General features: G+C 72.9%; 19 protein-coding genes. 8 read left to right on the top strand and 11 right to left on the bottom strand.

Annotated features, from left to right (window positions below; genetic code table 11):
* Entirely contained in the window at positions 1-2,823 is a 2,823-nt protein-coding gene (locus H4687_RS40905) for an NHLP bacteriocin export ABC transporter permease/ATPase subunit (protein WP_046912814.1), read from the top strand.
* Between the two features lie 219 nt (positions 2,824-3,042).
* Here H4687_RS40905 and H4687_RS40900 read toward each other — a convergent pair whose 3' ends face one another.
* From H4687_RS40900 to H4687_RS40885, 4 genes are all read right to left on the bottom strand, one after another.
* A complete protein-coding gene (locus tag H4687_RS40900; protein ID WP_050398627.1) occupies positions 3,043-4,383 on the bottom strand; it encodes an MDR family MFS transporter in 1,341 nt (446 codons plus the stop codon).
* Entirely contained in the window at positions 4,380-5,858 is a 1,479-nt protein-coding gene (locus H4687_RS40895) for an ABC transporter permease subunit (protein ID WP_046915042.1), read from the bottom strand. Before H4687_RS40895 ends, H4687_RS40900 begins: the two co-directional genes overlap by 4 nt.
* 299 nt (positions 5,859-6,157) lie before the next feature.
* On the bottom strand, positions 6,158-7,651 hold the full coding sequence (locus tag H4687_RS40890) for an ABC transporter substrate-binding protein (RefSeq protein WP_046915040.1): 1,494 nt from the start codon (positions 7,649-7,651) through the stop codon (positions 6,158-6,160).
* 70 nt (positions 7,652-7,721) lie between these two features.
* The gene (locus H4687_RS40885) at positions 7,722-8,276 is read right to left on the bottom strand and encodes a GNAT family N-acetyltransferase (RefSeq protein ID WP_046915039.1); all 555 of its coding nucleotides are present in this window, start codon (positions 8,274-8,276) and stop codon (positions 7,722-7,724) included.
* 214 nt (positions 8,277-8,490) lie between these two features.
* Between H4687_RS40885 and H4687_RS40880 the strand changes: the two genes are divergently transcribed.
* From H4687_RS40880 to H4687_RS40870, 3 genes are all read left to right on the top strand, one after another.
* The gene (locus tag H4687_RS40880; protein ID WP_046915038.1) at positions 8,491-9,513 is read left to right on the top strand and encodes a Ppx/GppA phosphatase family protein; all 1,023 of its coding nucleotides are present in this window, start codon (positions 8,491-8,493) and stop codon (positions 9,511-9,513) included.
* A gap of 416 nt (positions 9,514-9,929) precedes the next feature.
* Entirely contained in the window at positions 9,930-10,409 is a 480-nt protein-coding gene (locus H4687_RS40875; RefSeq protein ID WP_046915037.1) for an anti-sigma factor antagonist, read from the top strand.
* Between the two features lie 110 nt (positions 10,410-10,519).
* Positions 10,520-10,711, top strand: coding sequence for a hypothetical protein (locus H4687_RS40870; protein WP_046920301.1), 192 nt, complete (start codon positions 10,520-10,522; stop codon positions 10,709-10,711).
* A 199-nt stretch (positions 10,712-10,910) separates the two neighbouring features.
* Here the strand turns inward: H4687_RS40870 and H4687_RS40865 are convergent, their stop codons facing one another.
* The gene (locus H4687_RS40865; protein ID WP_179859944.1) at positions 10,911-11,345 is read right to left on the bottom strand and encodes a protease inhibitor; all 435 of its coding nucleotides are present in this window, start codon (positions 11,343-11,345) and stop codon (positions 10,911-10,913) included.
* A 505-nt stretch (positions 11,346-11,850) separates the two neighbouring features.
* On the opposite strand from H4687_RS40865, the gene H4687_RS40860 reads away from it, so the two are divergent.
* Entirely contained in the window at positions 11,851-13,020 is a 1,170-nt protein-coding gene (locus tag H4687_RS40860) for a lactate 2-monooxygenase (RefSeq protein ID WP_050398624.1), read from the top strand.
* A 46-nt stretch (positions 13,021-13,066) separates the two neighbouring features.
* Here H4687_RS40860 and H4687_RS40855 read toward each other — a convergent pair whose 3' ends face one another.
* The 5 genes from H4687_RS40855 to H4687_RS40835 form a co-directional block, all read right to left on the bottom strand.
* Positions 13,067-14,953: a ricin-type beta-trefoil lectin domain protein gene (locus H4687_RS40855; RefSeq protein ID WP_050398622.1), complete on the bottom strand. Its 1,887-nt coding sequence runs from the start codon at positions 14,951-14,953 to the stop codon at positions 13,067-13,069.
* 544 nt (positions 14,954-15,497) lie between these two features.
* On the bottom strand, positions 15,498-15,875 hold the full coding sequence (locus H4687_RS40850; RefSeq protein WP_046918121.1) for a toxin Doc: 378 nt from the start codon (positions 15,873-15,875) through the stop codon (positions 15,498-15,500).
* Between the two features lie 3 nt (positions 15,876-15,878).
* Positions 15,879-16,124: a hypothetical protein gene (locus tag H4687_RS40845; protein WP_028796856.1), complete on the bottom strand. Its 246-nt coding sequence runs from the start codon at positions 16,122-16,124 to the stop codon at positions 15,879-15,881.
* 124 nt (positions 16,125-16,248) lie between these two features.
* Positions 16,249-18,492, bottom strand: a complete 2,244-nt coding sequence (locus H4687_RS40840; protein ID WP_046918120.1) for a glycoside hydrolase family 9 protein — start codon at positions 18,490-18,492, stop codon at positions 16,249-16,251.
* 356 nt (positions 18,493-18,848) lie between these two features.
* Positions 18,849-19,124: a hypothetical protein gene (locus H4687_RS40835; RefSeq protein WP_143685359.1), complete on the bottom strand. Its 276-nt coding sequence runs from the start codon at positions 19,122-19,124 to the stop codon at positions 18,849-18,851.
* 262 nt (positions 19,125-19,386) lie between these two features.
* On the opposite strand from H4687_RS40835, the gene H4687_RS40830 reads away from it, so the two are divergent.
* Both H4687_RS40830 and H4687_RS40825 read left to right on the top strand, forming a co-directional pair.
* A complete protein-coding gene (locus tag H4687_RS40830; RefSeq protein WP_078907359.1) occupies positions 19,387-21,801 on the top strand; it encodes a SpoIIE family protein phosphatase in 2,415 nt (804 codons plus the stop codon).
* Positions 21,802-21,920: 119 nt separating this feature from the next.
* Entirely contained in the window at positions 21,921-23,180 is a 1,260-nt protein-coding gene (locus H4687_RS40825; RefSeq protein WP_046916505.1) for an SLC13 family permease, read from the top strand.
* A gap of 28 nt (positions 23,181-23,208) precedes the next feature.
* Here the strand turns inward: H4687_RS40825 and H4687_RS40820 are convergent, their stop codons facing one another.
* Entirely contained in the window at positions 23,209-24,129 is a 921-nt protein-coding gene (locus H4687_RS40820; RefSeq protein WP_046916506.1) for a helix-turn-helix domain-containing protein, read from the bottom strand.
* A gap of 63 nt (positions 24,130-24,192) precedes the next feature.
* On the opposite strand from H4687_RS40820, the gene H4687_RS40815 reads away from it, so the two are divergent.
* A complete protein-coding gene (locus H4687_RS40815; protein ID WP_046916507.1) occupies positions 24,193-24,987 on the top strand; it encodes a phytanoyl-CoA dioxygenase family protein in 795 nt (264 codons plus the stop codon).
* Positions 24,988-24,998 lie beyond the last annotated feature (11 nt).

Here is a 24,998-nt window from a genome sequence, read left to right as displayed (position 1 = left end):
ATGACCGCCGTACCCCAGGAGGGCGACCTCGTCCTCGGCGCGCTCGGCGCGCTGGGCACGCCCCTCGACTGCGCCGGCCACACCCGGCTCGACCTCGAAGGCCCGCAGACCCTGTGGCTGGTGGCGTCCGGCGCGCTGGACCTGTTCGCGGTCGACGCCGGCCGGCAGGGCCACTGGCACCACCTGGGCCGTCTCGAAGCGGGCGCGCTGCTGCTCGGTCCGGTCGCCGGGCCCCAGCACACCCTGGTGGCCCGGCCGTCGCGCGACTGCGTGGTACGGCGCATCGGCCTGCGTGAGCTGTACCCCCAAGGGGGCACCGAGACCTGGTCGTACGACGCGTGGGGCAATCCGCAGCTCGTGCCTCCCCGGACGAGCCCCCTCGAACACGCCCTCGCCCTGGGCGTCGGCCGGGGCCTGTCCATCCTCTTCCAGGCGCCGATGGCCACCGAGCAGGCCGCGGCGCCCACCGACGACGACGTGTTCTGGATGCGGGTGCCGCCCGGCAGCGTCCAGTACGGATCGTTGTACGGCGCGCAGGCGGCGGCCGACCTGCTGATGGACCCGGGGGTCTGGCAGAGCATGGTCGACCAGCAGTTCCGGCTGCTGGCCACGCTGGACCGCTGGATCGAGCAGCTGGAGCGCACCCACGAGGACCGTACGGCCGCCGGGATCAAGGCCGGTGAGGCGGTGCGCGCCCAGGCCGACCGCACGCTGCTCGCCTCCATCGGCAGGTCCTCCGCGAAGCGGCCCGCCACGGCCGCCGACGCCGACGCCACGTACGCGGCCTGTGTGCTCGTCGCGCGGACGGCCGGCATCACGCTCTCGGAGCCGGCGCAGAGCGGCACCGAGAGCGACCGGCTCGACCCGGTGGAACGTATCGCGCTCGCTTCCCGGGTCCGGGTCCGTGCCGTCCGTCTCGCCGGGAACTGGTGGCGGGAGAACGTGGGCCCGCTGGTCGGGCATCGCGCCCTGTCCGGCGCGCCGGTGGCGCTGCTGTGGCGGCGCGGGGGCTATGTGGCCGTGCAGCCGTCGTCCGGCCGGGAGACGCCGGTCGAGAAGGCGAACGCGGCGGAGTTCGAGCCGCGTGCCGTGATGTTCTACCGGCCTCTGCCCGAACGGGCGCTGACCCCGCTGCGGCTGATGCGGTTCAGCCTCCACGGCACCGGTGGCGATCTGACGGGCCTGCTGCTGAGCGGCCTGGTGACGGTCGTGCTCGGCTCGCTCGTGCCGGTCGCGACCGGCACGATCCTGGGCGAGTACGTGCCGAAGGCGCAGGAGGACCTGATCGTGCGGGTCTGTCTGGCGATCATGCTCGCGAGTGTGGTGTCGGCCGCGTTCCTGCTGCTCCAGAACCTGACGATCCTCCGGATGGAGGGCCGGATCGAGGCGACGCTCCAACCCGCCGTCTGGGACCGCCTGTTGCGGCTCCCCACGACGTTCTTCGCCTCGCGTTCGACCGGTGAGCTGGCCGGCGCGGCCATGGGCATCAGCGCGATCCGCCGCACCCTGGCCGGGGTCGGCCCGGTGGTCGCGCAGTCGGTGACGATCGGTGCCGTGAACCTCGGTCTGCTGCTCTGGTTCAGCGTGCCGATGGCCCTGGCGGCGATCGGCATGCTGGTGATCGTGGCCGCCGTGTTCCTGGGCCTCGGCCTGTGGCAGGTCCGCTGGCAGCGCCATCTGGTGGTGCTGGGCAACAAGCTGAACAACCAGGCGTACCAGACCCTGCGGGGCCTGCCGAAGCTGCGGGTGGCCGCCGCCGAGAACTACGCGTACGCGGCCTGGGCGGGCGAGTTCGCGCGCAGCCGGGAGCTGCAGCAGAAGGTCGGCGGGATCAAGAACCTCAACACCGTGCTGGGCGCGGTGTATCTGCCGCTGTGCACCCTGCTGATGTTCATGCTGCTGGCGGGCCCGGCCCGGGGTTCGATGTCGGCGGCGGAGTTCCTCACCTTCAACACCTCGGTGACGATGCTGCTGACGTCGGTCACCCAGCTGACGGGGGCGTTCGTGTCGGCGGTGGCCGTGTTGCCGCTGTTCGAGGAGCTGAAGCCCGTGCTGGAGGCGGCCCCGGAGGTCCGTACGGCGAGCACCCGGCCAGGGGTGCTGTCGGGCGCGCTGGAGGCCCGGCGGCTCTCCTTCCGCTACGCCGACGACGGCCCCCTGGTGCTGGACGACGTGTCCCTCGCCGTCGCTCCCGGGGAGTTCGTGGCGATCGTCGGTCCGAGCGGCTGCGGGAAGTCGACCCTGCTGCGCCTGCTCATCGGCTTCGACAAGCCGGTGTCGGGGAGCGTCCTGTACGACGGCCAGGACCTGGGCGCCCTCGACCCCTCCGCCGTACGACGGCAGTGCGGTGTCGTCCTCCAGCACGCGCAGCCGTTCACGGGCTCCATCCTGGACGTCATCTGCGGCACCGAGCCGTTCACTCCGGAGGAGGCGATGGCGGCTGCCGCGATGGCGGGGCTGGCGGAGGACATCCAGCTGATGCCGATGGGGCTGCACACCATCGTCCAGGGCAACGGCGCGATCTCCGGGGGCCAGCGCCAACGCCTGATGATCGCCCAGGCGTTGATCCGCCGACCGCGCATCCTCTTCTTCGACGAGGCGACGAGCGCGCTCGACAACGAGACGCAGCGAACGGTCATCGAGAGCACGCGGGCGTTGAACGCGACGCGGGTCGTGATCGCGCATCGGCTGTCCACGGTCATGGACGCGGACCGGGTCGTCGTGATGGAGGAGGGAAAGGTGGCGGAGGTGGGCGCCCCGGCGGAACTCCTGGCCAACCCCATGGGCCACCTGCACGAACTGGTCCGCCGACAACTGGCCTAGGTCCCCCTCGGCCCTGGCGGTTCGTTGTCGGGTGCGGGTCCGGTGGGGGCTGATCGCGCAGTTCCCCGCGCCCCTGAAAACCCAGGCCCCGCGGGCCTTGAGGACCATGCCCCGCGGGCCTGCAAGACCGCGGGCCGACGATCCTGCAAGCCCGAGGGTCTGCGGGCCTGAGACCGGGGGCCCGTGGGCCTGAGAAGCAGTGGGCGCAGCCCCTGCTTCTCAGGGGCGCGGGGAACTGCGCGAGAAGCCCCACCGGACCCGCACCCGACAACGAACCCCGCGCGGCAGCAGCAGCACCGAGGCCACCGGGACCACCGCCAGCACCACCCACGGCACCACCCCCGACACCCCCGCGTCCATCAACGCCCCGACCCCCGCACTCCCCACCAACACGATCAACCCCGACACGGACGACATCGCCCCCGTGTAGAGCCCCAACCGCCCCTCCGCCGCAAGATCCGGCACCCACGCCCGCGCGGCAGGCGCCACCAGCATCTGCCCCACCGTCAGCAACACCACGAACCCGGCGGCCGGCAGCAACCCCGCACCCCCCGTCCACCCCGCGGGCAGCGCCCCGCCCACCACCCCGAACCCGACGGCGATCAGCAACAACCCCACCGTCATCGACCGCCGCAGATCCAGCCGCTCCGCCACCCACCGCGTGACCGGCAGCTGCGCGGTCACGACGAGCAACGAGGACAGCCCGAACAGCCAGGCCAACGCCGCCTGCGACCCGGTGGCCCGCTCCACCTCCTCGGGCAGCAGCAGGTACAGCTGGTTGTAGGCCAGCAGATACGCCCCGTACGCGCAGCACAACGCCAGGAACCGCCGGTTGCGCAGCAGCCCCCCGAGCCCGCCCTTCACCGCGACCCGTTCCCGCCCCGGAATGTGCTGCGGCAGCAGCCGGACGTGCCCGGCGAGGACGAGCACGAAGACCCCGGCGCCCGCGAGGCACACCACCCGGTAGTCCACCGCCAGCAGCAACGCGCCGATGAGCGGCCCGACGAACGCCCCCGCCTGCCCCGCCACCGTGAACAGCGCGAGCACGCTCGTCCGGGGACCGCCGCCCGACTTCTCCCAGACCACCGCCTGCCGGGCGACCTCGGACTCCACGGCCGGGGAGAACAACGCGGCGGCGAACCCGATGAGCAGGACCGCGCCGACGACCGACCAGGTCTCGTCCGCGTAGCCGAGCCACGCGAACCCGGCGATCCGCAGCAGACATCCGGCCAGCACCACGGGCCGTACCCCGTACCGGTCGGTCAGCGCACCGCCCACCACGAACAGCCCCTGCTGACTGAAGGTCCGCAGCCCGAGCACGAAGCCGACCATCCAGCCGGCCATGCCGATCGCCGTGCCGAGGTGCTCGGCGAGGAACGGCAGCACGGCGTAGAAACCGACGTTGAAGGCGAGCTGGGTGAGGATCAGCAGCCTCAGCAGGGGGTCGAGCTTCGCCCAGGTGCCGCGCCGGGAGGGCTTGGCCGTGTCCAAGGACGTCTCGCCGGTCGTCCGGGAGGTGGGGACTTCGGTCACCGTTCGCTGCTCCTCGGGCCCGGTCATCCGGTCTCGCCGGCGGTCGTGGCGGTCGTGGCGGCGGCCGGACGCGGTTGCCGCGCCGCCCGGGCGAGCGGACGGCGCGGCAGGCGCACCCCGCCCGCCGCCGTGACCGCGAGCGCGCCGAGGAGGGCGAGGGCGGTGGCGGGGGCGAGCACGGCCCAGGGGGCGCGTTCGGCGTAGGGCTGGTTCTCGGCGAGGAGGAGGCCCCATTCCGGGTCGGGCGGCTGTGCGCCGAGGCCGAGGAAGCCGAGAGAGGTCAGGGCGAGGGCCACGCCGGGCAGCCGGAGGAGGGCGTGGCGGGCGACGGGCGGCAGGACGGCGGGCAGCAGTTCGCGGCGGAGCAGATAGCCGGCCCCCGCGCCGAGCCCCTTCGTGGCCGTGATGTGCGTCGTGGCCCGTTCCTGTTCGAGCAGGGCCGTGGTGTGCGCGGCCAGCGGTACCCAGGCGACGGCGGCGACGGCCAGCGCGGGCGTCGTCGCTCCGCTGCCGGCGACACCGGCGACGAGCAGCCCCGCGAGGACCGCCGGTATCGCGTTGACGGTGTCGACGAGGGGCCCGGAGAGCCGGGGCAGCAGCCCGAGCAGAAGGCCCGTCAGCAGTGCGGCCGCGCTGATCGTGACCGCCAGAGCGAGGGTGGTGAACGCCCCGTGGCCGATACGGGCGAGCAGGTCCCGGCCGAGTGCGTCGGTACCCAACGGGTGTGCCCAGGACGGCGGTCGGAGCCGGGCGCCGGTGTCGAGGGCGAGCGGGTCGCGGGTCAGGCCGAGCCCGACGACCGTGAGCAGGACGGTGCCGTGGACGAGGGGGGAGCGGCGTGGCGCCGGCGGGCTCGGGCGGTGCAGGGAGTGCAGCGCGCCGTCGCGGAGGGCCGGGCCGATGAGGAGGCGGGCGGCGAGGCGGGCGAGGGCTCCGGCGAGGGCGGCCAGCAGGACGAGGGCGAGGGTGCCGGCCTGGAGGACGGGGAGGTCCTGGGCGATGGCGGCCTGGAGGGTGGTGCGGCCGAGGCCGGGTATGTCGAAGATCTGCTCGACGGTGACGGCACCGCCGGTGAGCCCGACCACGAACAGGCCGATGTTGGGCAGGAGTCCGGGTATGCAGCGGCGTACGGCCTGGCGGGCGGTGGCCCGCCCGGGTATGCCGCGGGCGGCGGCGGCCAGCGCCCAGGGTTCGGCGAAGGCGCCGGGGAGCAGGTCGTCGAGCATCCGGCCGAGCAGCGCGCCGGCGGGCAGGCCGAGGGCGAGGGCGGGCAGCACCGTCCACCGCGGCCCGTACCAGCCGAGCGCGGGCAGCCAGCCGAGGTGCACCCCGACGGCGACGGCGAGCACGGAGCCGGTGAGGAACTCGGGCAGCGCGGCGAGCATCGCGGCCGCGCTGCCGCCGCCGCGTCGGTCGTCGAGGCGGCGGTGCGCGCCGAGCCGGAGGGTGCGGGCGCAGACCGCCGCGGCCGTGGCCGCCGCGACGAGGAGCGCGGCGGCCATCAGCAGCAGGGAGGCGCCGAGGGCCTGGACGACGGCGGGGGTGACCTCCGCGCCGGAGATCCACGAGCGGCCCGCGTCACCGCGCGCCAGCCCGCCGAACCACTCCCCCAGCAGCTTCAACGGGCCCGCGTCGAGGCCGATCTCGTCGCGTACGGCCGCCAGGACCTCCGGCGTCGGGTCGCGTTCGGCCGAGCGCGCCTTGAGGACCGTGAGCGCCGGGTCCGTGCGCGACAGCCACGGCAGCAGACCGATGCCGCACAGCAGCGTGACGGCGAGCAGGGCCCGCCAGAGTGCCCGTCTCAGCGCCGGGTCCCCGTTCCGACCAGGGTGCGCTCGTACGGGTCGAGGACCACGCCCCGGACCGAGGTGCCGACGCCGGTGATGATCTTCTGGTGGACGAGCGGGACGGTGGCGTCCGTCGCGAGGATCGCGGCCTCGGCGTTCATCGCCGCCTGCTGCCGCTTCGCGGTGTCGGACTCCTTCCCTGCGGCGGCGACGGCCCGGTCGACCTTCTTGTCGCAGAGCAGGGCGAGGTTGTAGCTGCCGTCGCAGGTGAAGTCGCTGGCGAGGATGGAGACGGGATCGCCGGTGTCGAGCAGGGAGTTGCGGGCGCCGACGAGGGCGTCGAACTTGCCCGCGAGGGCGTCGCTCTCCAGCCGGGAGTACTCGCGGACCTCCAGCTTCACCTTGAACCCGGCCTTCTGGAGCTGCTGTTGCAGCACCTGGGCGACCTCGGGCAGTTCGGGCCGGTTGTCGTAGGTGGCGATGGTCACGGACGTGCCGTCCGGGGAGGCGGCCTTCGCGCGGCCGGCCGGTGCGACGCGCTTGCCGGCGGCCCAGGTCACGGCGGGTCCGAAGATGCCGACGCCGGCGTCGGCGTAGCCCTCGTAGACGTCCTTGGCGAGGACGGAGCCGTCGACGGCCTCGCGGGCGGCGGCCCGGAGCTTCGGGTCCTTGAAAGCGCCGGACTCGGTGTTGAGGAGGAGGCTGGTGGTGCGGGTGGTGGCCGTCTCGCGCCGGGTGCCCTTGTCCAGGGTGGATGCCTGGGACACGGGGACGGACTCGGCCACGTCGACCTGCCCGGTGCGCAGGGCGTTGGTGCGGGCGGAGCCGTCGGCTATGAAGCGGGCGTCGATGCCGATCGCCTGGGCACGGCCGCCCCAGTAGGCGTCGTAGCGGTCCAGGGTGGCGGCGGTGGTGCCGGTGACCTTGGTCAGCTCGAAGGGGCCGGTGGCCGTGCCGACCGGGTTCACGCGCTTCGCGCCGTAGGCCTCGGCGGACAGGATCGCGAGGCCGGGGCTGGTGAGCCTGAGCGGCAGGGCGGGGTCCGGGTCCGCGGTGGTGACACGCACCTGCCGGTCGCCGTCGGCCTCGGCGGTGAGGGTGACGCCGGAGAGCGCGGCGGTGACCGGCTCGGCCTCGGTGGCGTGGACGAGGGCGGCGGCGACGCCGGCCGGGGTGACCTCGGTGCCGTCCTGGAAGGTGGCCTCCCGCAGGGTGAAAAGCCAGTTCCGGTCGTTCTCACGGGTCCAGGACTCGGCGAGCGCGGGGGCGGGGGCGCCGTTGGCGTCGAGCTTGGTGAGGCCCTCGGTGACCCCGAGCCGGCTGAGGAGGGTGGCGTCGGCGCCGTACGGGGAGAAGTTCTCGGCGGGCGGGAAGGCCAGGGCCACCCGCAGCCGGGAGCCGTCGGCGGAGGCGTCGTCGGCGGTGTCGCCGCCCGAGGCGAAGCAGCCGGTCAGCACGGGGGTGAGGAGCAGGCCGGCGACGACGCGACGGCGACGGGGAGTACGCATGGTCCTTGGTTCTCTGTGAGGACAGCGGGGGTGGCGGTGGTGCGCGAGGCAGCCTACATGAGAATGATTTTCATCCCGCCATGAGGGGGCAGGCCGTCTCGGGCACCGGGATCTCGAAGTGCACGACCCGCTCGCCCGTCACCTCGCGCTCGTCGCACACGGCCACGCCCTGCGACCGCCAGAAGGCCTCGGCGCCGGGCACCCCGGGGTCGGTGTGCAGATAGACCGAGCGGTAACCGCCGTCGGCCGCCGCGAAGTCCAGCAGCGCGGCGACCAGGCGCCGGGCCAGGCCGCGCCGCCGGTGCTCGGCGCGCACGTACACACGCCTCAGCTGGGCGGTCTCGCCGGACGGGTAACGCTCGGCCAGCCAGCGGGGGTTGGGCGGATGGGCGGGCCCCCGGGAGTCCAGCGCCCCGGTGGCGACGACCGCGCCGTCCCGCTCGTCGACCGCCACCAGCAGCACATGCCGGTCGGGAGCGACGTACGCGCCGAGCGGATCGATGATGTCCCCGTGCCAGCGCGGCACGTAGCCGGTGCCGAAGTCGCGGTAGACGGTGTCGAGCATCACCGTTCGGGCGCTGTCGAGGTCGTCCGGTCCCGCCACTCTGATGTCGTAGTTATGCACCTGCGCATCATATGCAGTAATGCTGATCATTCCGATCAGGAGTGCGAACGTCCACCCTCCGGCCGGCGTGACGGGCCGGGCGGCCCGGGCGCCGCTCGATCGGCCCTCCGCCGGGCGTGTGCGACGGCGCTCGGGCGGCCGGTATGCGACCGTGTGCCACCGCCCGCCGAACGGGGGACGCGTGCGCGGACGACTTACGGGTACTTCGTCGGTCATGCGGATGAGCGTGGTGGATGTCGGGTCGAACACCGTACGGCTGGTCGTGGCGGACGCAGAGGGCGGTGTCCCGTTGCCGGTGCACACCGCGAAGTGGCGCCTGCGGCTGTCCGAACAGGTGCCCCCCGGGGGCGAGGTGCCCGACGAGGCCGTACGGCAGTTGTGTGTCGCGGTCGCGGCCGCGGCACAGACGGCGGAGAGATGGGGGGCGTCGACGACGCTCGCCTTCGCGACCGCCGTGGTGCGCTCCGCGCCGAACTGCCAGGACGTGCTGCGGGCCGTGCGTGCGGCGACCGGGGTACCGATCTGCACCCTGCCCGGCGAGGTGGAGGCCGAACTGACCTTCCTCGGGGCGCGACGCTGGATGGGCTGGCGGTCGGGGCCGCTCGCCCTGCTGGACATCGGCGGCGGCTCGCTGGAGGTGGCCTTCGGACGCGGCCGACTGCCGGACTTCGTGGCCTCGCTGCCGCTGGGCGCGAACCGGCTGACCCACGAGTTCTTCCTCGATCAGGACCCTCCGTCGCCGGAGAGCGTCAAGGCACTGCGGCGCAAGGTCCGTCATCAGCTGCGGGACGTCTCCGCGCGCATCCGCTGGGAGGGTCCGCGCACCGCCGTGGCCACCTCGCGCACCTTCCAGCAGCTCTCCCGGCTGTGCGGGTCGGCGCCGGGCCGCCACGGGCCCTTCGTGGAAAGGGAGTTGCGGTGCGCGGACCTGGAGGTCGCCATCGCGCGGCTCGCCCGCCTCCCCTCGGCCGAGCGGTCGGTGCTCCCGGGCATCTCGGCTCCCCGGGCGAAGCAGAGCCTCGCCGGGGCGCTGGTCGGGCACACGACGATGAAGCTCGCGGGCCTGAAGTCCGTGACGATCTGCCCGTGGGCGATCCGTGAGGGCGTACTGCTGCGGCACATCGAGGACGGCCCGGCGTGGTGGTCGGAGGTGACGCGGGACGTCGAGGACACCGGTTCGACCGTGTCGAGCAGAGCGGGCGCGGTGCCCCTGCGCATCGCCGCGCCGGCCCGCTGACCCCCTCCCCCACCGAAAGGCACACACGACGACCCACCACGACGAGCGGAACGCCGACGAAACGCCCGACACCGCCCTGGGACGAGGTCCTGCACGAGGCGGAGGAGGCGCAGACCCGCGTCACCGACCCCGAGAAGCGGCGCCGACGCCGGGGCGAGGCGGGTGACGCGATCACGCCCGACGAGCAGGCGCAGGAGGAGTCCCACCACGACTGACGCCCCCGCCACCGACGGGACGACAGCCTCCGGGAGGAGGCTCTCCGGATCAGCTGACTTTGCCACCGTCAATACATAAAAGGGGAATTCACCTTTTCGAGTGCCGCAGGTCTTGCGCGCGGCTCGGAAGGGATGACCGGCTCCGCGCCGGGGTAGCTAACGGGATCTACCGCGCCCTACCCCTGACAAGGTGGAGCCGCCATGACTCCGGATGCCCACGACCGCGCCGTCCCTCGGCCCGAGAACGCGGCCGCCGGGCCCGGAACCGGTCCGGCCGCGGAATCCGCCGGCTCCCTGCCTGCCGCCCCGCCCGCGAACCCGTACGCGAGCACCCGCCGGATCGGCCCCTACACCGTGATCGTGGTCGCGGGCGAGATCGACGTGGCGTCGGCGGATCTCGTGGCCGCGCATCTGTCGGCCGCCGCCACGGGTCCCGGCGAACCGGACGTGCTCGTCGACCTGCGCGAGGTCGCCTTCTTCGACTGCTCGGGCCTGCGCGTGCTGTGCCGGGCCGAGGCCACGGCCACGGCACGCGGCGGACGGCTCCGGCTCGTCTGCGACCAGCCCCTGATGCACCGGCTGTTGCGCGCCGCCCGGCTGCTCGGCCGCTTCCCGCCGCTCGCGGAGCTGCCTCCCGTTCCCCCCGCGCCGCCCCCGCCGGAGCGGCCAAGTCTCAAGTAGCAGTTCAATGAAACGATTGAAGGGCCGCGGCAGGCACACCCGCCGTGCCGGCGTACGCCGGCACGGAATCCGAGCGACACAGAAGTGACACGGAAGTGGGGACACGCGCAGTGAAGTTTCTTCTCGAAGTCGACCTGGACGGCACGGACTGGGACGAGGGCACCACCGTGCGGGAACTGGAGCGCATCCTGCGCTACTGGGGCGGCAACCTCCGGCACTGCGAGATCAAACCCGGTGACGGCCAGCCCCTGTACGACTCCGGGCACCAGGAGGTCGGACGCTGGAGCATCGCTCCCGAGTGACCGGCCGCAGACTCCCCGGCAGACATGATGCCGGGGGCCGGCCGCGGCCCCACTCCGCTTCGGCCGGCCCCCGGGCGGGATCACGTGGCACACCGCGACAGGGCTCGCGCTCCCCAGCCACGGGCCCTCGCTCATCACTCGCGGAACCACACGACCCCGGTCTGTCGGCCGCGCGGGGCGGCCTGGTCGTCGGGGACGCTCAGAAGGCGTACAGGACGCTCGCGGCGGCGTCCTTCAGACACGGGTTGGCGAAGACGCGCTCGTATGCGACGCGCTTGCCCTGCCAGACACCGTCCACGGTGACGACCACCGGGTCGTACTGCTTGTTGCACATCGCGTGGGCGCGGCCCGCCAGGGCGTCGAAGTCGCCGCCGCTGCGGCGGATCTCGGCGCAGGCGTCGACGGGGGCCGGGTGCGTGCCGGAGGCTTTCGGCGCGCAGGTCAGGGTGACCGCACGCTCGGGGGTGACGGCCGCCGCGGTCTCGCCGTGACCCGTGGTCAGCACCAGGGCCGAGGGGGCGTAGAGCCCGGCCGCGGCGGGCTCGGGGGCGGCGAGCGCGGAGCCCGTGAGGGGACCGCAGACGGCGGTGGCCGTCAGGGTGAGAGTCGCTGCCCAACGCGCGGTCTTCCGCATGATGTGCATCCTTCCGCTCTGCAGGAGTTCCCGGGCGGCCTCGCCACATCGGTCGTGTGTACGAAGCCGGCCCGGCCGGTGCCGGATCGGCGAGCGCGAGTCTGCCGGGTCCGGGACCGGAACACACATCGACCCCATGCGTTTCAGTAACTTTGAGTATTGAATCAGTGGCTCGAAGTCACGGAATCCGACCATGTGAACCCCGATTCTGAGCGGCTCCCGATCGCCCCATGATCATGAATGGCCGGATCCGCACGGCTGTGCAATAGGCCTGAAACATTCCGCTTCCGCTCGCGACAACCGCCCGAACGGCCCCCGCACTGCCACCGCACGGACTCCCGCACGGCTCCCGCACGGCCGGGAACGGTGGACGATTCATCCATTTCGGCGCCGCGGAAGAGACGAAGCGCCCTCCCCCGTGCGCGACGCTGGACGGCACCCGCCCCGCTCGTCAGGATCGTCGGCGACGCGGGGCGTTCTCGACGGCGAAGGGCAGGGCGGACGGATGGCCAAGCACTGGGCGGACTTCCAGTACGAGATCTACCTGGGCGGGATGGGCGGGTCCGTGCCGCGGCTGCCCACCGATCTGCGCCGGCTGGAGGAGCTGGCCGAGCACCGGCTCGGCGCGGGTCCCGTCGGATACGTGGCGGGCAGCGCGGGCGACGGCGGCACGGCCCGCGCCAACCGGGCGGCGCTGGACCGGCGGCGGATCGTGCCACGGCTGCTGCGGGACGTGAGCGACCGCGATCTGTCCGTCGAGGTGCTGGGCCGTGTGCTGCCCGCGCCCCTGGCCCTGGCCCCGGTGGGCGTGCTGTCGATCGTGCACCCGGAGGCGGAGGTGGCGGCCGCGCGGGCCGCCGCCGCGCAGGGCGTGCCCTACATCCTGTCCTCGGCTTCCAGCACGCCCATGGAGCAGGTCGCGGAGGTGCTGGGCGACGCGGAGCGCTGGTTCCAGCTGTACTGGGCGAAGGACCGTGAGGTCACCCGGAGCTTCCTGGACCGGGCGAAGGCCTCGGGGTACTCCGTGCTCGTCGTCACCCTGGACACCCCGCTGCTCGGCTGGCGGCCCCGCGACCTGGAGCGGGCGTACCTGCCGTTCCTGCACGGCGTGGGCACCGCCAACTACTTCTCCGACCCGGCGTTCCGGGCGGGCCTCGCCAAGCCGGTCCACGAGGACCCGAACGCGGCCGTGCTGCACTTCGCGGGCATGTTCGGGGATCCCGCCAAGACATGGCCCGACCTGACGTTCCTGCGCGAACACTGGGACGGGCCGATCGTGTTGAAGGGCGTTCTGCACCCCGACGACGCCGGGCTCGCCGCGGACGCCGGGATGGACGGGGTGGTGGTGTCCAACCACGGGGGCCGGCAGGTGGCGGGCGGGGTCGGGGCGGCCGACGCGCTGCCGGGCGTGGCCCGGGCGGTCGGCGACCGCGTGAGCGTGCTGTTCGACAGCGGGATCCGCGGCGGTGACGACGTCTTCAAGGCGCTGGCCCTGGGCGCGCGGGCCGTGCTTCTCGGGCGCCCCTACGTCTACGGCCTCGCCCTCGACGGGCAGCCCGGTGTGGAACACGTCATCCGGTGTCTGCTCGCCGAGTTCGACCTCACGCTCGCGTTGTCCGGGCACCGTACGCCGGCCTCGGTCGGCCCCGACAGCCTCGTGGGCGCGGACGCCTGACTCCGCTGCCGGTTCTCGCGCCCCCGCGCGCGAGAACCGCTCCGCCTCACCAGCTGAACCCTGTGAGGGGTTGCGGAATGTGGAGGGACGTCAGGGGACGTACCGGCACTGGGCCGAAGCCTGTGCCGAAACCGGTGCCGAAACCGGTGCCCGAGCCGAAGCCGGTGCCGGGCTCGGTCTCCGTCGTCGTGGCGTCGGCCACCGACCGGACCGAACCGCCCTGTTCGGTCTCCGCCTCGGGGGGCGCGCCCGGCTCCGGGGAGCCGGACCTCTCCGGTCCCGGCGCCGGGGAGGCGTCCGTCTCGGGCTCGCGGGTGACCGGCTCGGTCTCGGGCGTGGGGGCCTCGGAGCCGGAGACGGACAGCGAGTCGGGGCTGGCGGCCACGCCGTCGGTGAGCCAGCGCTGACGGCCGGAGTTGTCCCGCACCTTGATGACGATGTCGGCCCTGGGGTCGCTGCCGATGGGGGCGACGGCGAGCCCCTCGCCCCAGCGGGGCAGCAACTCGCCCTGCACGGTGAAGTCGTAGCGCACGTCGTCACCGCGCTCGGAGTCCTCGTCGGCGCACTTGCCGAGGACGACGACTCCGGCGTCGACCTGGGAGTCCAGGCACAGTTCGGGGTTGGCGACACTGCGCAGCAGACCGTCCTCCTCGTAGGACCACTTCTGGGTCCAGTCGGAGTCGCACGCCGCGAGTGCGGTGGAGGCGCCCTTGACGGCCTTGCCGCCCTTGATGTCGAGGCACAGGTCGGCTGCCTGGTTGCGCAGCCGTGTCTGCTGGGGTCCCGTGGGCCGTCCGGCCGAGGCGGGAGGGGTCGGCGAGGCCGTGTCGTTGGTGGTCTCGTTGCCGGTGTCCGGCGCCGTGGCGACGCCTCCGGTGGCGCTGGTGGAGGCGGCGGGATCGGCCGCGCCGCCGTCGTCCGAGAGGAACGCTGCGCCGAGGACGGCCGCGAGCAGCGCGCCGGAGGAGACCCCGACGGTGATCAGGGCCCGGGGGTTGCGCGCGCCGGAGGTGAGCTTGCGGCGCTGCGCGGGGATCTGGGAGAGCAGGCGGTGCCGGCCGCCGCTCCCCGGACGTCTGGAGGCACCCTTCTGCGGCATGCGGCCGGGCCGGGAGTCGAGATAGCGCCGGGCCCCCCAGCCGAGTACGGCCTCGGCGATGACACCGCCCAGTCCGCCCTCGAAATGGCTGAGTTGCTCGGCGGCGTAACGGCAGTAACGGCACTCCAGCAGATGCTGCTGGACATCCGGCAGCAGGGCTCCGCCGCGGCGAATGGGCACGTCCAGCAGCCGGTTGTAGAAGCGGCAGTCCTTGGACGGCGCGAGTTCCCGGTGGGCGCGGACGCAGCCCTCCCTGAATTTGTCGCGCGCCTGTTCCAGCGTGGCCACCGCGCTGTCGGCGTCCAGCCCCAGCAGACCAGTGGGTATGGTTATCGTTTCGGCTTCTACTTCGGTGTGCCACAACAGGCACTGGGAGACCGCCGGAAGAGCCTGGAAAGAGCGCTCGATGAGCTTGCGGTTTTCGGGCGTCATGGACTTCGCCGCCCGCATACCGCGCCCGCCGGCGGGCTTCCGCAGGTCCGAGTGCACCTGGGAGACACCCTCGTCCGCGGACCACTCCTTGACGGTGTCGCGTGCGGCCACCAGCAGCCGGGGCCGCAGCGCGACGCCCGACTCGCCCCGCATCAGCCCGTCGAGCACCCGGTGGAACGCGGTGGCGGTCACCATCGAGGCGACACCGGACTGCGTGGCGAGACAGATCGCCGCATAGTCGTACGTGGACTGCCAGTGCCGTGCCATCAGCAGGGCGACGGGGTCGCCGGTGCCGCCCTCCGGCCAGCCTCTCAGCCGGGCCGCGAGAGTCTCGTCGGACTCTCCGGGCACCGGGCCGGGAGCGGGCGCATAGGTGGGGCGGGGAGGGTGGGGGGTGTGCACAGAGCGGGTTTCCTTCCAAGGCACAAGATGGCACACGGAGTTGTGGCCGCCGAAAAGGGCCCTGGATTGGTGCGTACCTTTTTGGCGGGCGCCGGGAAAGCGGCCGGGGACCGGGCCGCACAACGGCCTTCTCCTCAGAGCCTTTTGGGCCCTTCGACGACCGGAAAGGCCAAATAGCCTTTCCAGCCGGGCCCTTGCCCATGCGCAGGAAGTTCACCCTTGCACAAGTTACTCATGGCTAACAAGGCGCTAGAGCAACATCTGCATCACTAAAAGCAGGTCAGATGACCGGTACGAAAGCTTCCGCTTCGCAGAATGAAGCCTTCCGGTTCTTGAGAACTCAAGGACGCGAGCACCCCGTGTGAACCGTGCGCACACCCCGACGGCACGCGCACGTTCCCCCGAGCCGGTGGTTGGTTGTTCAATCGAGGCGGCCACCTCGGAAGGCCCCGCGCGGAACGGCGGCTCTCCCGCGCGAAACGGCCGCCGGCCTTGATCCTCCCGCCCTCGGCCGGCGGCCCCGGGGGGCGTCTCCGTCTCGCGCTCAGATCTGCCAGGACCGCAGCCGGTCCGCCGCCCCGTAGACGTCCGTCGCCCCGGAGAGCAGATCGCGCGCCAGATCCACGAGGGATCCGTACGGCGGGTCGATGCCGACACCGCTGACGAACATGTACGACACGGCCGTCGCGCAGGCGAACCGGGCGTTGGCGGCCGGCAGGGGCTTGAGCACCGCGAGGGTGTGCAGCAGGGCGGCGGCCCGCCAGGCGGGGTCGGAGTCGACACCGAGCCGCGGGGGATCGACGCGGTGCCGGGCCACGGCGGCGACGAGTGCGGAGAAGTCGTTGATGCTGGGCTGCTCGGGCATGACCTCTTCGTGCCGCTGGAGCAGCCAGGGCACGTCGATGTGGATGACGGAGGCCATCGGTCAGACGGCCCGTCCTCGCAACCGCGCGGCGGGCTCGTCGTCCGGGAAGGCGGCCGCGAATTCGTCGGCGTGCGCGGTGAAGAACCGGCGGAAGGCCTCCGCGCCCTCCTTGAGCGCCCGGTGTCGCACTATGTCGGCCGCGGCCGCCTCACGCACGAGCGCCTTCATCGACGTACCGCGTTCCTTGGCGATCTGCCGCAGGTCCTCTAGCTCGCGGTCGCTGAACTCCACATTCAGAGCTGGCATGCGCCCACGGTACCGCGCGGGTACTTACCCGTAAATAGTCGCAGGTCACCTGGTATGACCAGCGGTACCGACGGAGGCGGCCGGTGCCCCGACGGGGCACCGGCCGCCTCCGTCAACAGCGTGCTCAGGTCTGGTCCGCCACGAACGACGCCATACGGGCCAGCGCCGCGTTCCAGTTGATCGTGTGTTCGTTGGTCGACCAGGACTGGATGTCGTCGATGTAGCAGAACTGACCGACGCAGCCCTGGAGTTTGCTCTGTGCGTAGGGGTCCTGGATGCCCGAGTTCGGGCCGCCCGCGAGGGTGCCGGCCGGCGGGTTGGGCTGGTCCGGGTCGAGCTGGTGGGCGTACCAGCGGCTGTGCTGGTTGCGGGCGTCGACCTCGCCGTAGCCGGTGACGTAGGAGATGTTGAGGGCGTTGCGGCCGAAGAGGTAGTCCATGCTCTGCAGCGCGCCCTCGCGGTACTTGGACGCTCCGCCGATGTCGTAGGCGGTGGCCACGACGACCGCGTTGTTGAGGATCTGGTGGTTGGAGCCCCAGTCGTAGACGTTTCCGGCCGGCGCGTACGGCATGCCGTACGGCTGGGACTTCAGCGCGGCCAGATAGCGGTCGGCGCCCTCGATCACGGACTTGCGGACCTTGTCGCGGCCGGGCAGCTTGCTCGGCACGGTCGCGAGGTCGAGCCGTCCTGCGGCGGCCGTACGGGCCCAGTCGAAGCCGATGGGGCCGAAGATGTCGGCGGTGTGCACCGGCGAGGCGAGGACGTAGTCCTGGAACGCCTTCTCACCGGTGGTCAGGTACAGCTGTGCGGCCGCCCAGTAGAACTCGTCGGTGACGTTGTTGTCGGCGTAGGTGCCACCGCCGATGCCGTCGCTCTCGGAGGCGTACATCGCGGGGTGCTCGACGGCCGCCGCCCAGGCCGTGCGGGCCGCCGCGAGCGCCTTGGTGGCGAAGGCGCGGTCGTAGGGGCGGTAGAGACGGGCCGCCTGGGCTGCGGTGGCGGCCAGGTTCAGGGTCGCGGCGGTGCTCGGCGGGTGCAGTTCGCGCTTCTGCGGATCGGCGGCGGGCATCAGGGGCAGGCCGGTCCACTGCTCGTCGTGGATCTTGTGGTGGGCCATGCCGGCGAGCGGCTGCCCCTTCGGCACCTGCATCCTGAGCATGAAGTCCAGCTCCCAGCGGACCTCGTCCAGCAGGTCGGGCACCTTGTTGCCGCTCTCCGGGATGTCCAGCGAGCCGTCGCCGAGCTTCCCCGCCTTGCCGGTACGGGCGTGCAGCGCGCGTTCGTAGGTGCTCAGCACCTCCCAGGTGGAGATGCCGCCGTTGACCACGTACTTGCCGTGGTCGCCGGCGTCGTACCAGCCGCCGGTGACGTCGAGCCGGTAGTCGCAGACACCCGGCTGGCAGGGCACGTTCCCGTCGCCCTGGTTGGGCGCGACGTCGACATGGCCGGCCGCGCGGCCGTAGCCGGGGCGCAGTGCGTCGCTGATCGGGGTGCCGCTGCGCTGGGTGTAGTAGTACTTCAGCGAGTCGAGGCGGAGGCGTTCGTAGGCGCGCGGGTCGATGTCGAAGGGGCGGCTGGTCTCGCCGTCGACGACCAGCGTGAAGCCGGTACCGCGCTTCCTGTACGCGCCGAAGTCGATCGAGTGGACGTTCTGCCCGGAGGAGGCGTCGAGCCCGCGCGGGGTGGTCCGCCCGTGGGCGACGACGGTGCCCGAGGCGTTTTTCAGCTTCCAGGGCAGCTTCGCCGGGGCGTCGGTGACCAGGGTGGCGTTCTTCGGCCCGGCCGGCAGATAGGCGACCTGGTTGACGCGCACCCGGGGTCCGGTGTCGGGCTCGTACACCTCCGGCGGTACTCCGCCGAGCAGCGACACGTCGTCCATGCAGAAGGTGAACGGGTTCGCGTTGCCGCCCACCTGGAAGCCGACCTGGGCCTGGGTGGTGTCGACGGGCGAGGTGAAGGTGTAGGTGTAGGAGTCGCCCGAGACGTTCAGCTGCGGGCTCACCTCGAAGTACGTGTCGTACGGGGCCACCGACAGGCCGACGATCGCCCGCGCGATGTTGCCCTGGGGTGTGCCGGACGCGGAGAAGGCGAACCGGTACGACTCGCCCTTGACGAGGGTGATGTCGTTCTGGCCGACGGCGGCGTCCCAGCGGTTGGTGGTGCCGCCGGGGATGTCGGCGCACAGACGGCCGTCGGTGAGACCGGCGGTGACGTTGCCGGTCGTCCACCAGGGGGCGGTGGTGGTGTCGAAGGTGCCGTTCTTGACCTGTTCGACCTCCTCGGCCTGGGCCGGCCCGGCGGGCAGCGCGGTGAGCGCGGCCGCTACGAGGGCCGTCAGGGCGAGCAGGCTGGTTCTGCGTCGTTTCACGTCTGGGCTCCTCGGGGGAGGTGGGGGCGCACAGCGGTGACGGGCGAACGGTGGTGCAGGAGACGACTTGGGCGTGGGAGCGCTCCCAGATGCGGACCTTGGCCATGCTGTTAGAGACATGACAGCCCGTCAACGGTCAGGACGGGACTGGTTTCCCTCCGGCCCTCCCGTACCGACGGAGCGTCGCCGCCCGAGGGGGTCGGACAGTCGGACCGTCCGGCCGCCCGGAGCGTTCGGTCGGCCGATCCGCGCCGCATCGCGCCGCATCGCGCCGCATCGCAGCGAGCCGCGCGGCTCGCCCGGATGACGACTCGTCAGCGTGAGGTGGATGCGGCTACCGTGCGGCGGGGCTCCGGTCATGGGGGACGGCGGCCCGGCGCCGGGCCGAGTCGTCGCAGCCGGGGCTCGCGGGCGTCGGCGTACTCGCCGGTCGGGTCGGGGCCCCGGATCGGCGAGGGCGAGGCGCCGGTCTTCGCGGAGTGGGACGTCCGGTCCGGTCCGGCCCGTCGGCGGAGGTCCACCCGGGGCACCGCGGCCGTGCCGTCGGCCCGGGTGCCCGCCGCCGGCGGAGGCGCCTGCGACGAGCGAGGACCTGCGGGTGGCGGGCGGTCCGTGGTGGGCCCTTGTCGCACGGGGGGAGGATGTGCGGAGCCGCGCGGCGCAGCGCCCCTGCACAGCGCCCCCTTCGCGGTCACCAGCGGGCGTGACCCCACGGAATCACGGAATCGGACGGCGGCACCTCCGGGGACGACAGAAGTCCCGTACCTCCTCTCGGCGAACACCGGTACGGCAGGACGCACGGGCATGCGGTTTCCGGTCCGCTTTCCCGGCGGAGCGCATAGGCTGGATTTCACCCGTAAGCCCGTTCGGTCCGGCGAAATGGAACTCGCGACGATGAGGAGCCGCAAGGTAGCGCACGGTGACACCCCTGCGTATGCCCTGGACGGTGCCGCCACGGCGCGGGCGGCCATGGACGGCGATGGCACGATCGTCGAGTGGAACGAAGGCGCGAGACGCCTGTTGGGCTGGCCCGCGGCGGAGGTCGTGGGACGCCCCGCCGAGGAGCTGCTGGCCCCGGGCGACCCTCTCCTGCCACCCCCGCCGGGCAGCCGCAGCTGGAGCGGAACGCTCACGTTGCGTCACCGTGACGGCCGTGCGGTGACCGCGTGGCTGCTCGCCCACCAACAGCGCGCGAAGAACGGCGACGGCGACGGCAACTGGCTGGTTCTGTGTCCGCTGGACGATCCCGGCCCGCTGGGGCGGGACGATCCGCTCGCGGCGGCCGTCATGTTCCAGTCACCGTGCGCCATGGCCGTCTTCGACGACCGGCTGAGGCTGCGCGGCATCAACGAGGTGATGGCGGACGCGGTGGGGATGCCCGAGGACAACCTCCGGGGCCTGCACATGTCCGAGATCATCGGCGGGCGCCAGGGCGAGAAACTGGAGGGCCACCTGCGCGAGGTGCTCGCCGGCGGCCGGCGCAAGGACGTGCAGACCTTCCTGCGGGCCGCCGACGAGAACCGCGCCCACGCCTGGTCGGCCGCCATCGCCCCGCTCCTGGACGACGCCGGCGCACCCATCGGGGTCTGTGTCACCGGGCACGACATCACCGAGCAGTACCTGGCACGACAGCGGCTGCAGCTGGTGAACGAGGCGAGCATCCGCATCGGCACCACCCTCGACGTGACGCGCACCGCCCAGGAGCTGGCCGACGTGTGCGTCCCGGTCCTCGCCGACTTCGTGAGCGTCGACCTCATGCAGTCCCTCGACCACGGCGACGAACCGCACGAGGGCCCGCTCTCCGCACCCTTCACGCTGCGCCGCGCCGCCCACCAGTCGGTCACCCCGGGCTGCCCCGAGGCGGTGGTCGAAGTGGGCCGCACCGACGTCTACCCGGCCACCTCACCGCAGGCGGCCTCCCTGTCCGTCGGCCACACCGTCGTGGCGGCCGACGCGGCGAACACCCTGGCGGACTGGCTCGCCTGGGACCCCCTGCGCAGCGCGCGGGTCAAGGAGCTGGGCGTCCGGACCACCATGTCGGTGCCGATCCGGGCCCGCGGCACGACCCTCGGCGTCGCCGTCCTGACCCGCTTCAAGCGACTCGACCCCTACACCGCCGACGACGAGCTGCTCGCCGAGGAGGTGACGGCCCGGGCCGCCGTCTGCATCGACAACGCCCGCCGCTACTCCCGCGAACGCGAGACCGCCCTCGCCCTCCAGCGCAGCCTCCTCCCCCAGACGCTCCCCCGCATGCCCGCCCTGGAGGCGGCCTCCCGCTACCTCCCGGCGGCCCAGGCCGGGGTCGGCGGCGACTGGTTCGACGTCATCCCGCTGTCCGGGATGCGGGTCGCCATGGTCGTCGGTGACGTCGTCGGCCACGGCGTGCAGGCCTCCGCCACCATGGGCCGCCTGCGAACGGCCGTCCGCACCCTCGCCGACGTCGACCTCGCCCCCGACGAACTCCTCACCCACCTCGACGACCTCGTCGTACGGCTCTCCGCGGAGGCCGGCAGCGAGGGGGTGACCGGCGAGGTGGGGGCCACCTGCCTGTACGCCGTCTACGACCCGGTGACCCGCCGCTGCACCTTCGCCCGCGCCGGACACCCGCCGCCGGTCGTGCTGGACCCGGACGGCCGCCCGATGGAGGTGGAAGTGCCGTCGGGACAGCCCCTGGGCCTCGGCGGACTGCCCTTCGAGTCCGCCGAACTCGAACTGCCCGAGGGAACCGTCATCGCCCTCTACACCGACGGGCTGATCGAGACCCGCGACCGGGACATCGACGCCGGTCAGGAGCTGCTGGCCGAGGCACTCTCCGGCCGCACGGGCTCGCTGGACGACATCTGCCAGGGTGTCGTGCACTCCCTGCTGCCCGCGAACGGCGCCCCCGACGACGTGGCCCTGCTGCTGGCCCGTACGCGCGGACTGCAGGCGGCACAGGTCGCGACCTGGTCGATACCGGCCGACCCCGCGTTCGTCGCCCGCACCCGCCAGTACGTGCTGACACAGATGGCGCTGTGGGGCATCAGCGAGTCGGCGTTCACGGCGGAACTGGTGGTGAGCGAGCTGGTCACCAACGCCATCCGGCACGGCGCCCCGCCCATCCAGCTGCGCCTGATCCACAACGACACCACCCTGATCTGCGAGGTGTCGGACGGCAGCGGCACCGCGCCGCACCTGCGCCGCGCCAAGACCTTCGACGAGGGCGGGCGCGGGCTGCTGCTGGTGGCCCAGCTGACCCAGCGCTGGGGCAGCCGGCACACCGAGGACGGCAAGACGATCTGGGCGGAGCTGACCCTGTCCGAGGAGTGAGACAGGTGCCCCGGGCCGCGTGAGAAGGGCCTCATCACAAGGGCGCACGGGCCCCCGCCCGACCGGGCGGCTGTAGGGTGCTCAGGTCTCCGCGCCACTTACCGCCCGAAAGCCCTGCCGTGAACACCGCCCTCGCCGAGGTCCTGTCCGTCGTCCTGCTCGTCGTCGTCCTCGGCAGCGCGGTCGCCCGCCCGTTCGGGCTGCCGGAGGCCGTGGTCGCGGTCCCGGCCGCCGGTCTCGTCGTCGCCGTGGGGGCCGTCTCCCTCGACCACGCCCGCGCCGAGGCCGAACTGCTGGGCCCGGTGCTCGGCTTCCTGGCCGCCGTGCTCGTGCTCGCCAAGCTCTGCGACGACGAGGGACTCTTCCAGGCGTGCGGGGCGTGGATGGCGCGCGCCTCGGCGGGCCGGCCCCGGCGGCTGCTGGGCTCGACGTTCGTGCTGGCCTCCGGCATCACGGCGGTGCTCAGCCTGGACGCCACGGTCGTGCTGCTCACCCCGGTGGTGTTCGCGACGGTCGCCCGGCTCGGCGCCCGCCCCAAGCCCCATGTGTACGCCACCGCGCATCTGTCGAACACGGCCTCGCTGCTGCTGCCCGTCTCCAACCTCACCAACCTGCTGGCGTTCACGGCGAGCGGGCTGACCTTCACCCGGTTCGCGCTGCTGATGGCGGCGCCGTGGGCGGTGGCCGTGGCCGCCGAGTACGTGATCTTCCGCAGGTTCTTCGCGGCCGACCTGGACGTCGTGGCGCCCGCGCCCGAGAAGCCGGTCGAGGCGCCCGAGCTGCCGATGTTCGCGCTGGTCACCGTCCTGTGCACGCTCGCCGGGTTCGTGCTGACGTCCGTGCTCGGGATCGAGCCCGTGTGGGCGGCGCTGGCCGGGGCCGTGGTGCTGTCGGTCCGCGCGCTCGTGCGCCGCACCACCGGCCCCGTCGCGCTGCTGCGGTCCGTCTCGCTGCCCTTCCTCGCGTTCGTGCTGGCGCTCGGCATCGTGGTGCGCGCGGTGGTCGACAACGGCCTCGCCGACGCGCTCGGCCGCGTGATGCCGTCCGGCGGCGGTCTGCTCGCCCTCCTCGGCGTCGCCGCCCTCGCCGCCCTGCTCTCCAACGTCATCAACAACCTGCCGGCGGTCCTGGTCCTGGTCCCCCTCGCCGCCCCGCTCGGCACGGGCGCCGTCCTCGCCGTGCTTCTCGGCGTCAACATCGGCCCGAACCTGACCTACGCCGGTTCCCTGGCGACCCTGCTGTGGCGTCGCATCGTCCACCAGCACGAGCACGACGTGGACCTCGGCGAGTTCACCCGCCTCGGCCTGCTCACCGTCCCGGCGGCGCTGCTCTCCTCGGTGGTGGCGCTGTGGCTGTCGCTGCTCGCCTTCGGGGGCTGAGCGCGCACGCCGTCGAAGCGCGTGGTCGTCAGTGGCCGTCGCGCAGCTGCTGCCGGTACTCCCCCGGCGGCACCCCGTAGCGCCGGCGGAACACCCTGCTGAAGTGGAACGGGCTGCCGAACCCGGAGGCGGCGGCCACGCGCTCGACGGTCAGTTCGGTGGCCTCCAGGAGACGGGCGGCGTGGCGCAGACGGGCGTGGCCCAGGGCGCGCATCGGGGAGTGCCCCAGCTGCTCGGTGAACAGGTGCGCGAACCGGGACGGGGAGAGGGCGACGCTCTCGGCGAGGGAACGGACGGTGTGCGGGGCTCCGGGGTCGGCGGCGATCAGGTCCTCCGCCCGGCGGATCCGCGGGTCCGCCCCCGACGGGCGGGACTCGGACCGGGCGGCGGTGAGCAGGACCACCTCCTCCAGGGAGCACAGGGCCAGTTCGCGGGCCGCCGTGCCGTGTGCCACCGCGACATCGGTGTGCTCGTCGCCCGGTGGTGCGGGTGCGGGCGGTGCGCCGTCGCCGGTCCAGCGGGCGTCGGCGAGCATCCGGCGGAAGGCCGCCTCCACGCGTTCACGGATGCCGCCGGGGGCCGACGGCACGGCGTACAGCCGGTCGCCGGACTCGTACGGCCGCAGCCAGGCCGTCCAGGACGCTCGCGGCTGGCAGTGCACCCACCAGAACGCCCAGTGTCCGGCACCGGGCCCGACCGCGTAGTGCTGGGGCACTCCCGGGCCGAGGACCACCAGGTCGCCCGGCGTCGCGCGCGTCCGTGCGGTGCCCTGCCGCAGCAGTCCCGCGCCCCCCGTGGTCCAGGTGAACAGCCAGCTGTCCGCGCCGCGCGGCCGGTGCACCGCGTACGGCGGCCGCTGGTCGAAGCGGCCGACGATCATCTGGCCCGGCGGAGGTGACGGGTCGGCGGGCGCAGCAGTTCCAGGCAGGTCCTCAGCACGCACAGGCATCCTCCCGAAAGGCGCTCGGACCTAGCGTGGGGCACGGTCGACGACAGGGAAAGGGGCACGCCGATGGCAGCCACGGGCAGGGCGGAGTTCGAGGAGAACGGCTTTCTGGTGGCGCGGGGGCTGTTCACGTCCGCCGAGATCGCGAAACTGTGCGACCGGTTCACGGCCCTGCGGGAGGGCGGGCCGATCCCGGGGCACTTCCGGCCGAGGACGCCCGCGGCGGACGGTCCGGCCGATCCGCTGGACACTCATCCCCGGGTGATGCAACCGCACCGCATCGACGAGCTGTCGCTGCGGGTGCTCCTGGACGCACGGCTGCGGGTCGTCCTCGAAGGGCTGCTGGGGGAAGAGGTCCTGGCGGCGCAGAGCATGTTCTACTTCAAGCCGCCGGGGGCCCGGGGGCAGGCGCTGCACCAGGACAACTTCTATCTGCGGGTCGAGCCGGGGACCTGTGTGGCGGCCTGGATCGCCTGCGATGTGATCGACCGCGCCAACGGCGGTCTGGAGGTCGTGCCGGGGACGCACCGCATGGATCTGTTCTGCCCCGAAGTGGCGGACGCGGAGGTCTCGTTCGTCCGCGAGTACGTCCCGCCGCCGCCCGGTCTGTCCGCCGTGCCGGTCGACATGGCCCCGGGCGACGTCCTCTTCTTCAACGGAAGCCTCGTCCACGGCTCCCAGCCCAACCGCACCACCGACCGCTTCCGGCGCTCCTTCATCGGCCACTACGTGGGCCGTTCCACCGAACGCATCGGCCGCTACTACGACGTGCTGACGATGACCGGCGCCCCGGTGCCGCTGGCGGAGAGCGAGGGAGCGGGCCCGTGCGGCACGGAGTTCGCTCCGATGGGCGCCCACTGAACCGGGCCCCG

Origin of the sequence: Streptomyces stelliscabiei (genome assembly GCF_014873495.1) — a bacterium.
In the GTDB taxonomy this organism is placed as follows: Bacteria; Actinomycetota; Actinomycetes; order Streptomycetales; family Streptomycetaceae; genus Streptomyces; species Streptomyces bottropensis.
Note: the sequence above shows the minus strand (reverse complement) of the source record. Positions and strands in the feature narration are given on the sequence as shown.

Bases quoted from the DNA above. Each gene is read 5' to 3' on its own strand.
- H4687_RS40895 (WP_046915042.1), bottom strand. From the start codon at position 5,858: ATGGCCGCCGCGCTCCTCGTCGCGGCGGCCACGGCCGCGGCGGTCTGC.
- H4687_RS40875 (WP_046915037.1), top strand. From the start codon at position 9,930: ATGACTCCGGATGCCCACGACCGCGCCGTCCCTCGGCCCGAGAACGCG.
- H4687_RS40845 (WP_028796856.1), bottom strand. From the start codon at position 16,124: ATGCCAGCTCTGAATGTGGAGTTCAGCGACCGCGAGCTAGAGGACCTG.
- H4687_RS40880 (WP_046915038.1), top strand. From the start codon at position 8,491: ATGCGGATGAGCGTGGTGGATGTCGGGTCGAACACCGTACGGCTGGTC.
- H4687_RS40820 (WP_046916506.1), bottom strand. From the start codon at position 24,129: ATGCCTGTGCGTGCTGAGGACCTGCCTGGAACTGCTGCGCCCGCCGAC.
- H4687_RS40860 (WP_050398624.1), top strand. From the start codon at position 11,851: ATGGCCAAGCACTGGGCGGACTTCCAGTACGAGATCTACCTGGGCGGG.
- H4687_RS40905 (WP_046912814.1), top strand. From the start codon at position 1: ATGACCGCCGTACCCCAGGAGGGCGACCTCGTCCTCGGCGCGCTCGGC.
- H4687_RS40850 (WP_046918121.1), bottom strand. From the start codon at position 15,875: ATGGCCTCCGTCATCCACATCGACGTGCCCTGGCTGCTCCAGCGGCAC.
- H4687_RS40815 (WP_046916507.1), top strand. From the start codon at position 24,193: ATGGCAGCCACGGGCAGGGCGGAGTTCGAGGAGAACGGCTTTCTGGTG.
- H4687_RS40900 (WP_050398627.1), bottom strand. From the start codon at position 4,383: ATGACCGGGCCCGAGGAGCAGCGAACGGTGACCGAAGTCCCCACCTCC.
- H4687_RS40865 (WP_179859944.1), bottom strand. From the start codon at position 11,345: ATGCGGAAGACCGCGCGTTGGGCAGCGACTCTCACCCTGACGGCCACC.
- H4687_RS40890 (WP_046915040.1), bottom strand. From the start codon at position 7,651: ATGCGTACTCCCCGTCGCCGTCGCGTCGTCGCCGGCCTGCTCCTCACC.
- H4687_RS40830 (WP_078907359.1), top strand. From the start codon at position 19,387: ATGAGGAGCCGCAAGGTAGCGCACGGTGACACCCCTGCGTATGCCCTG.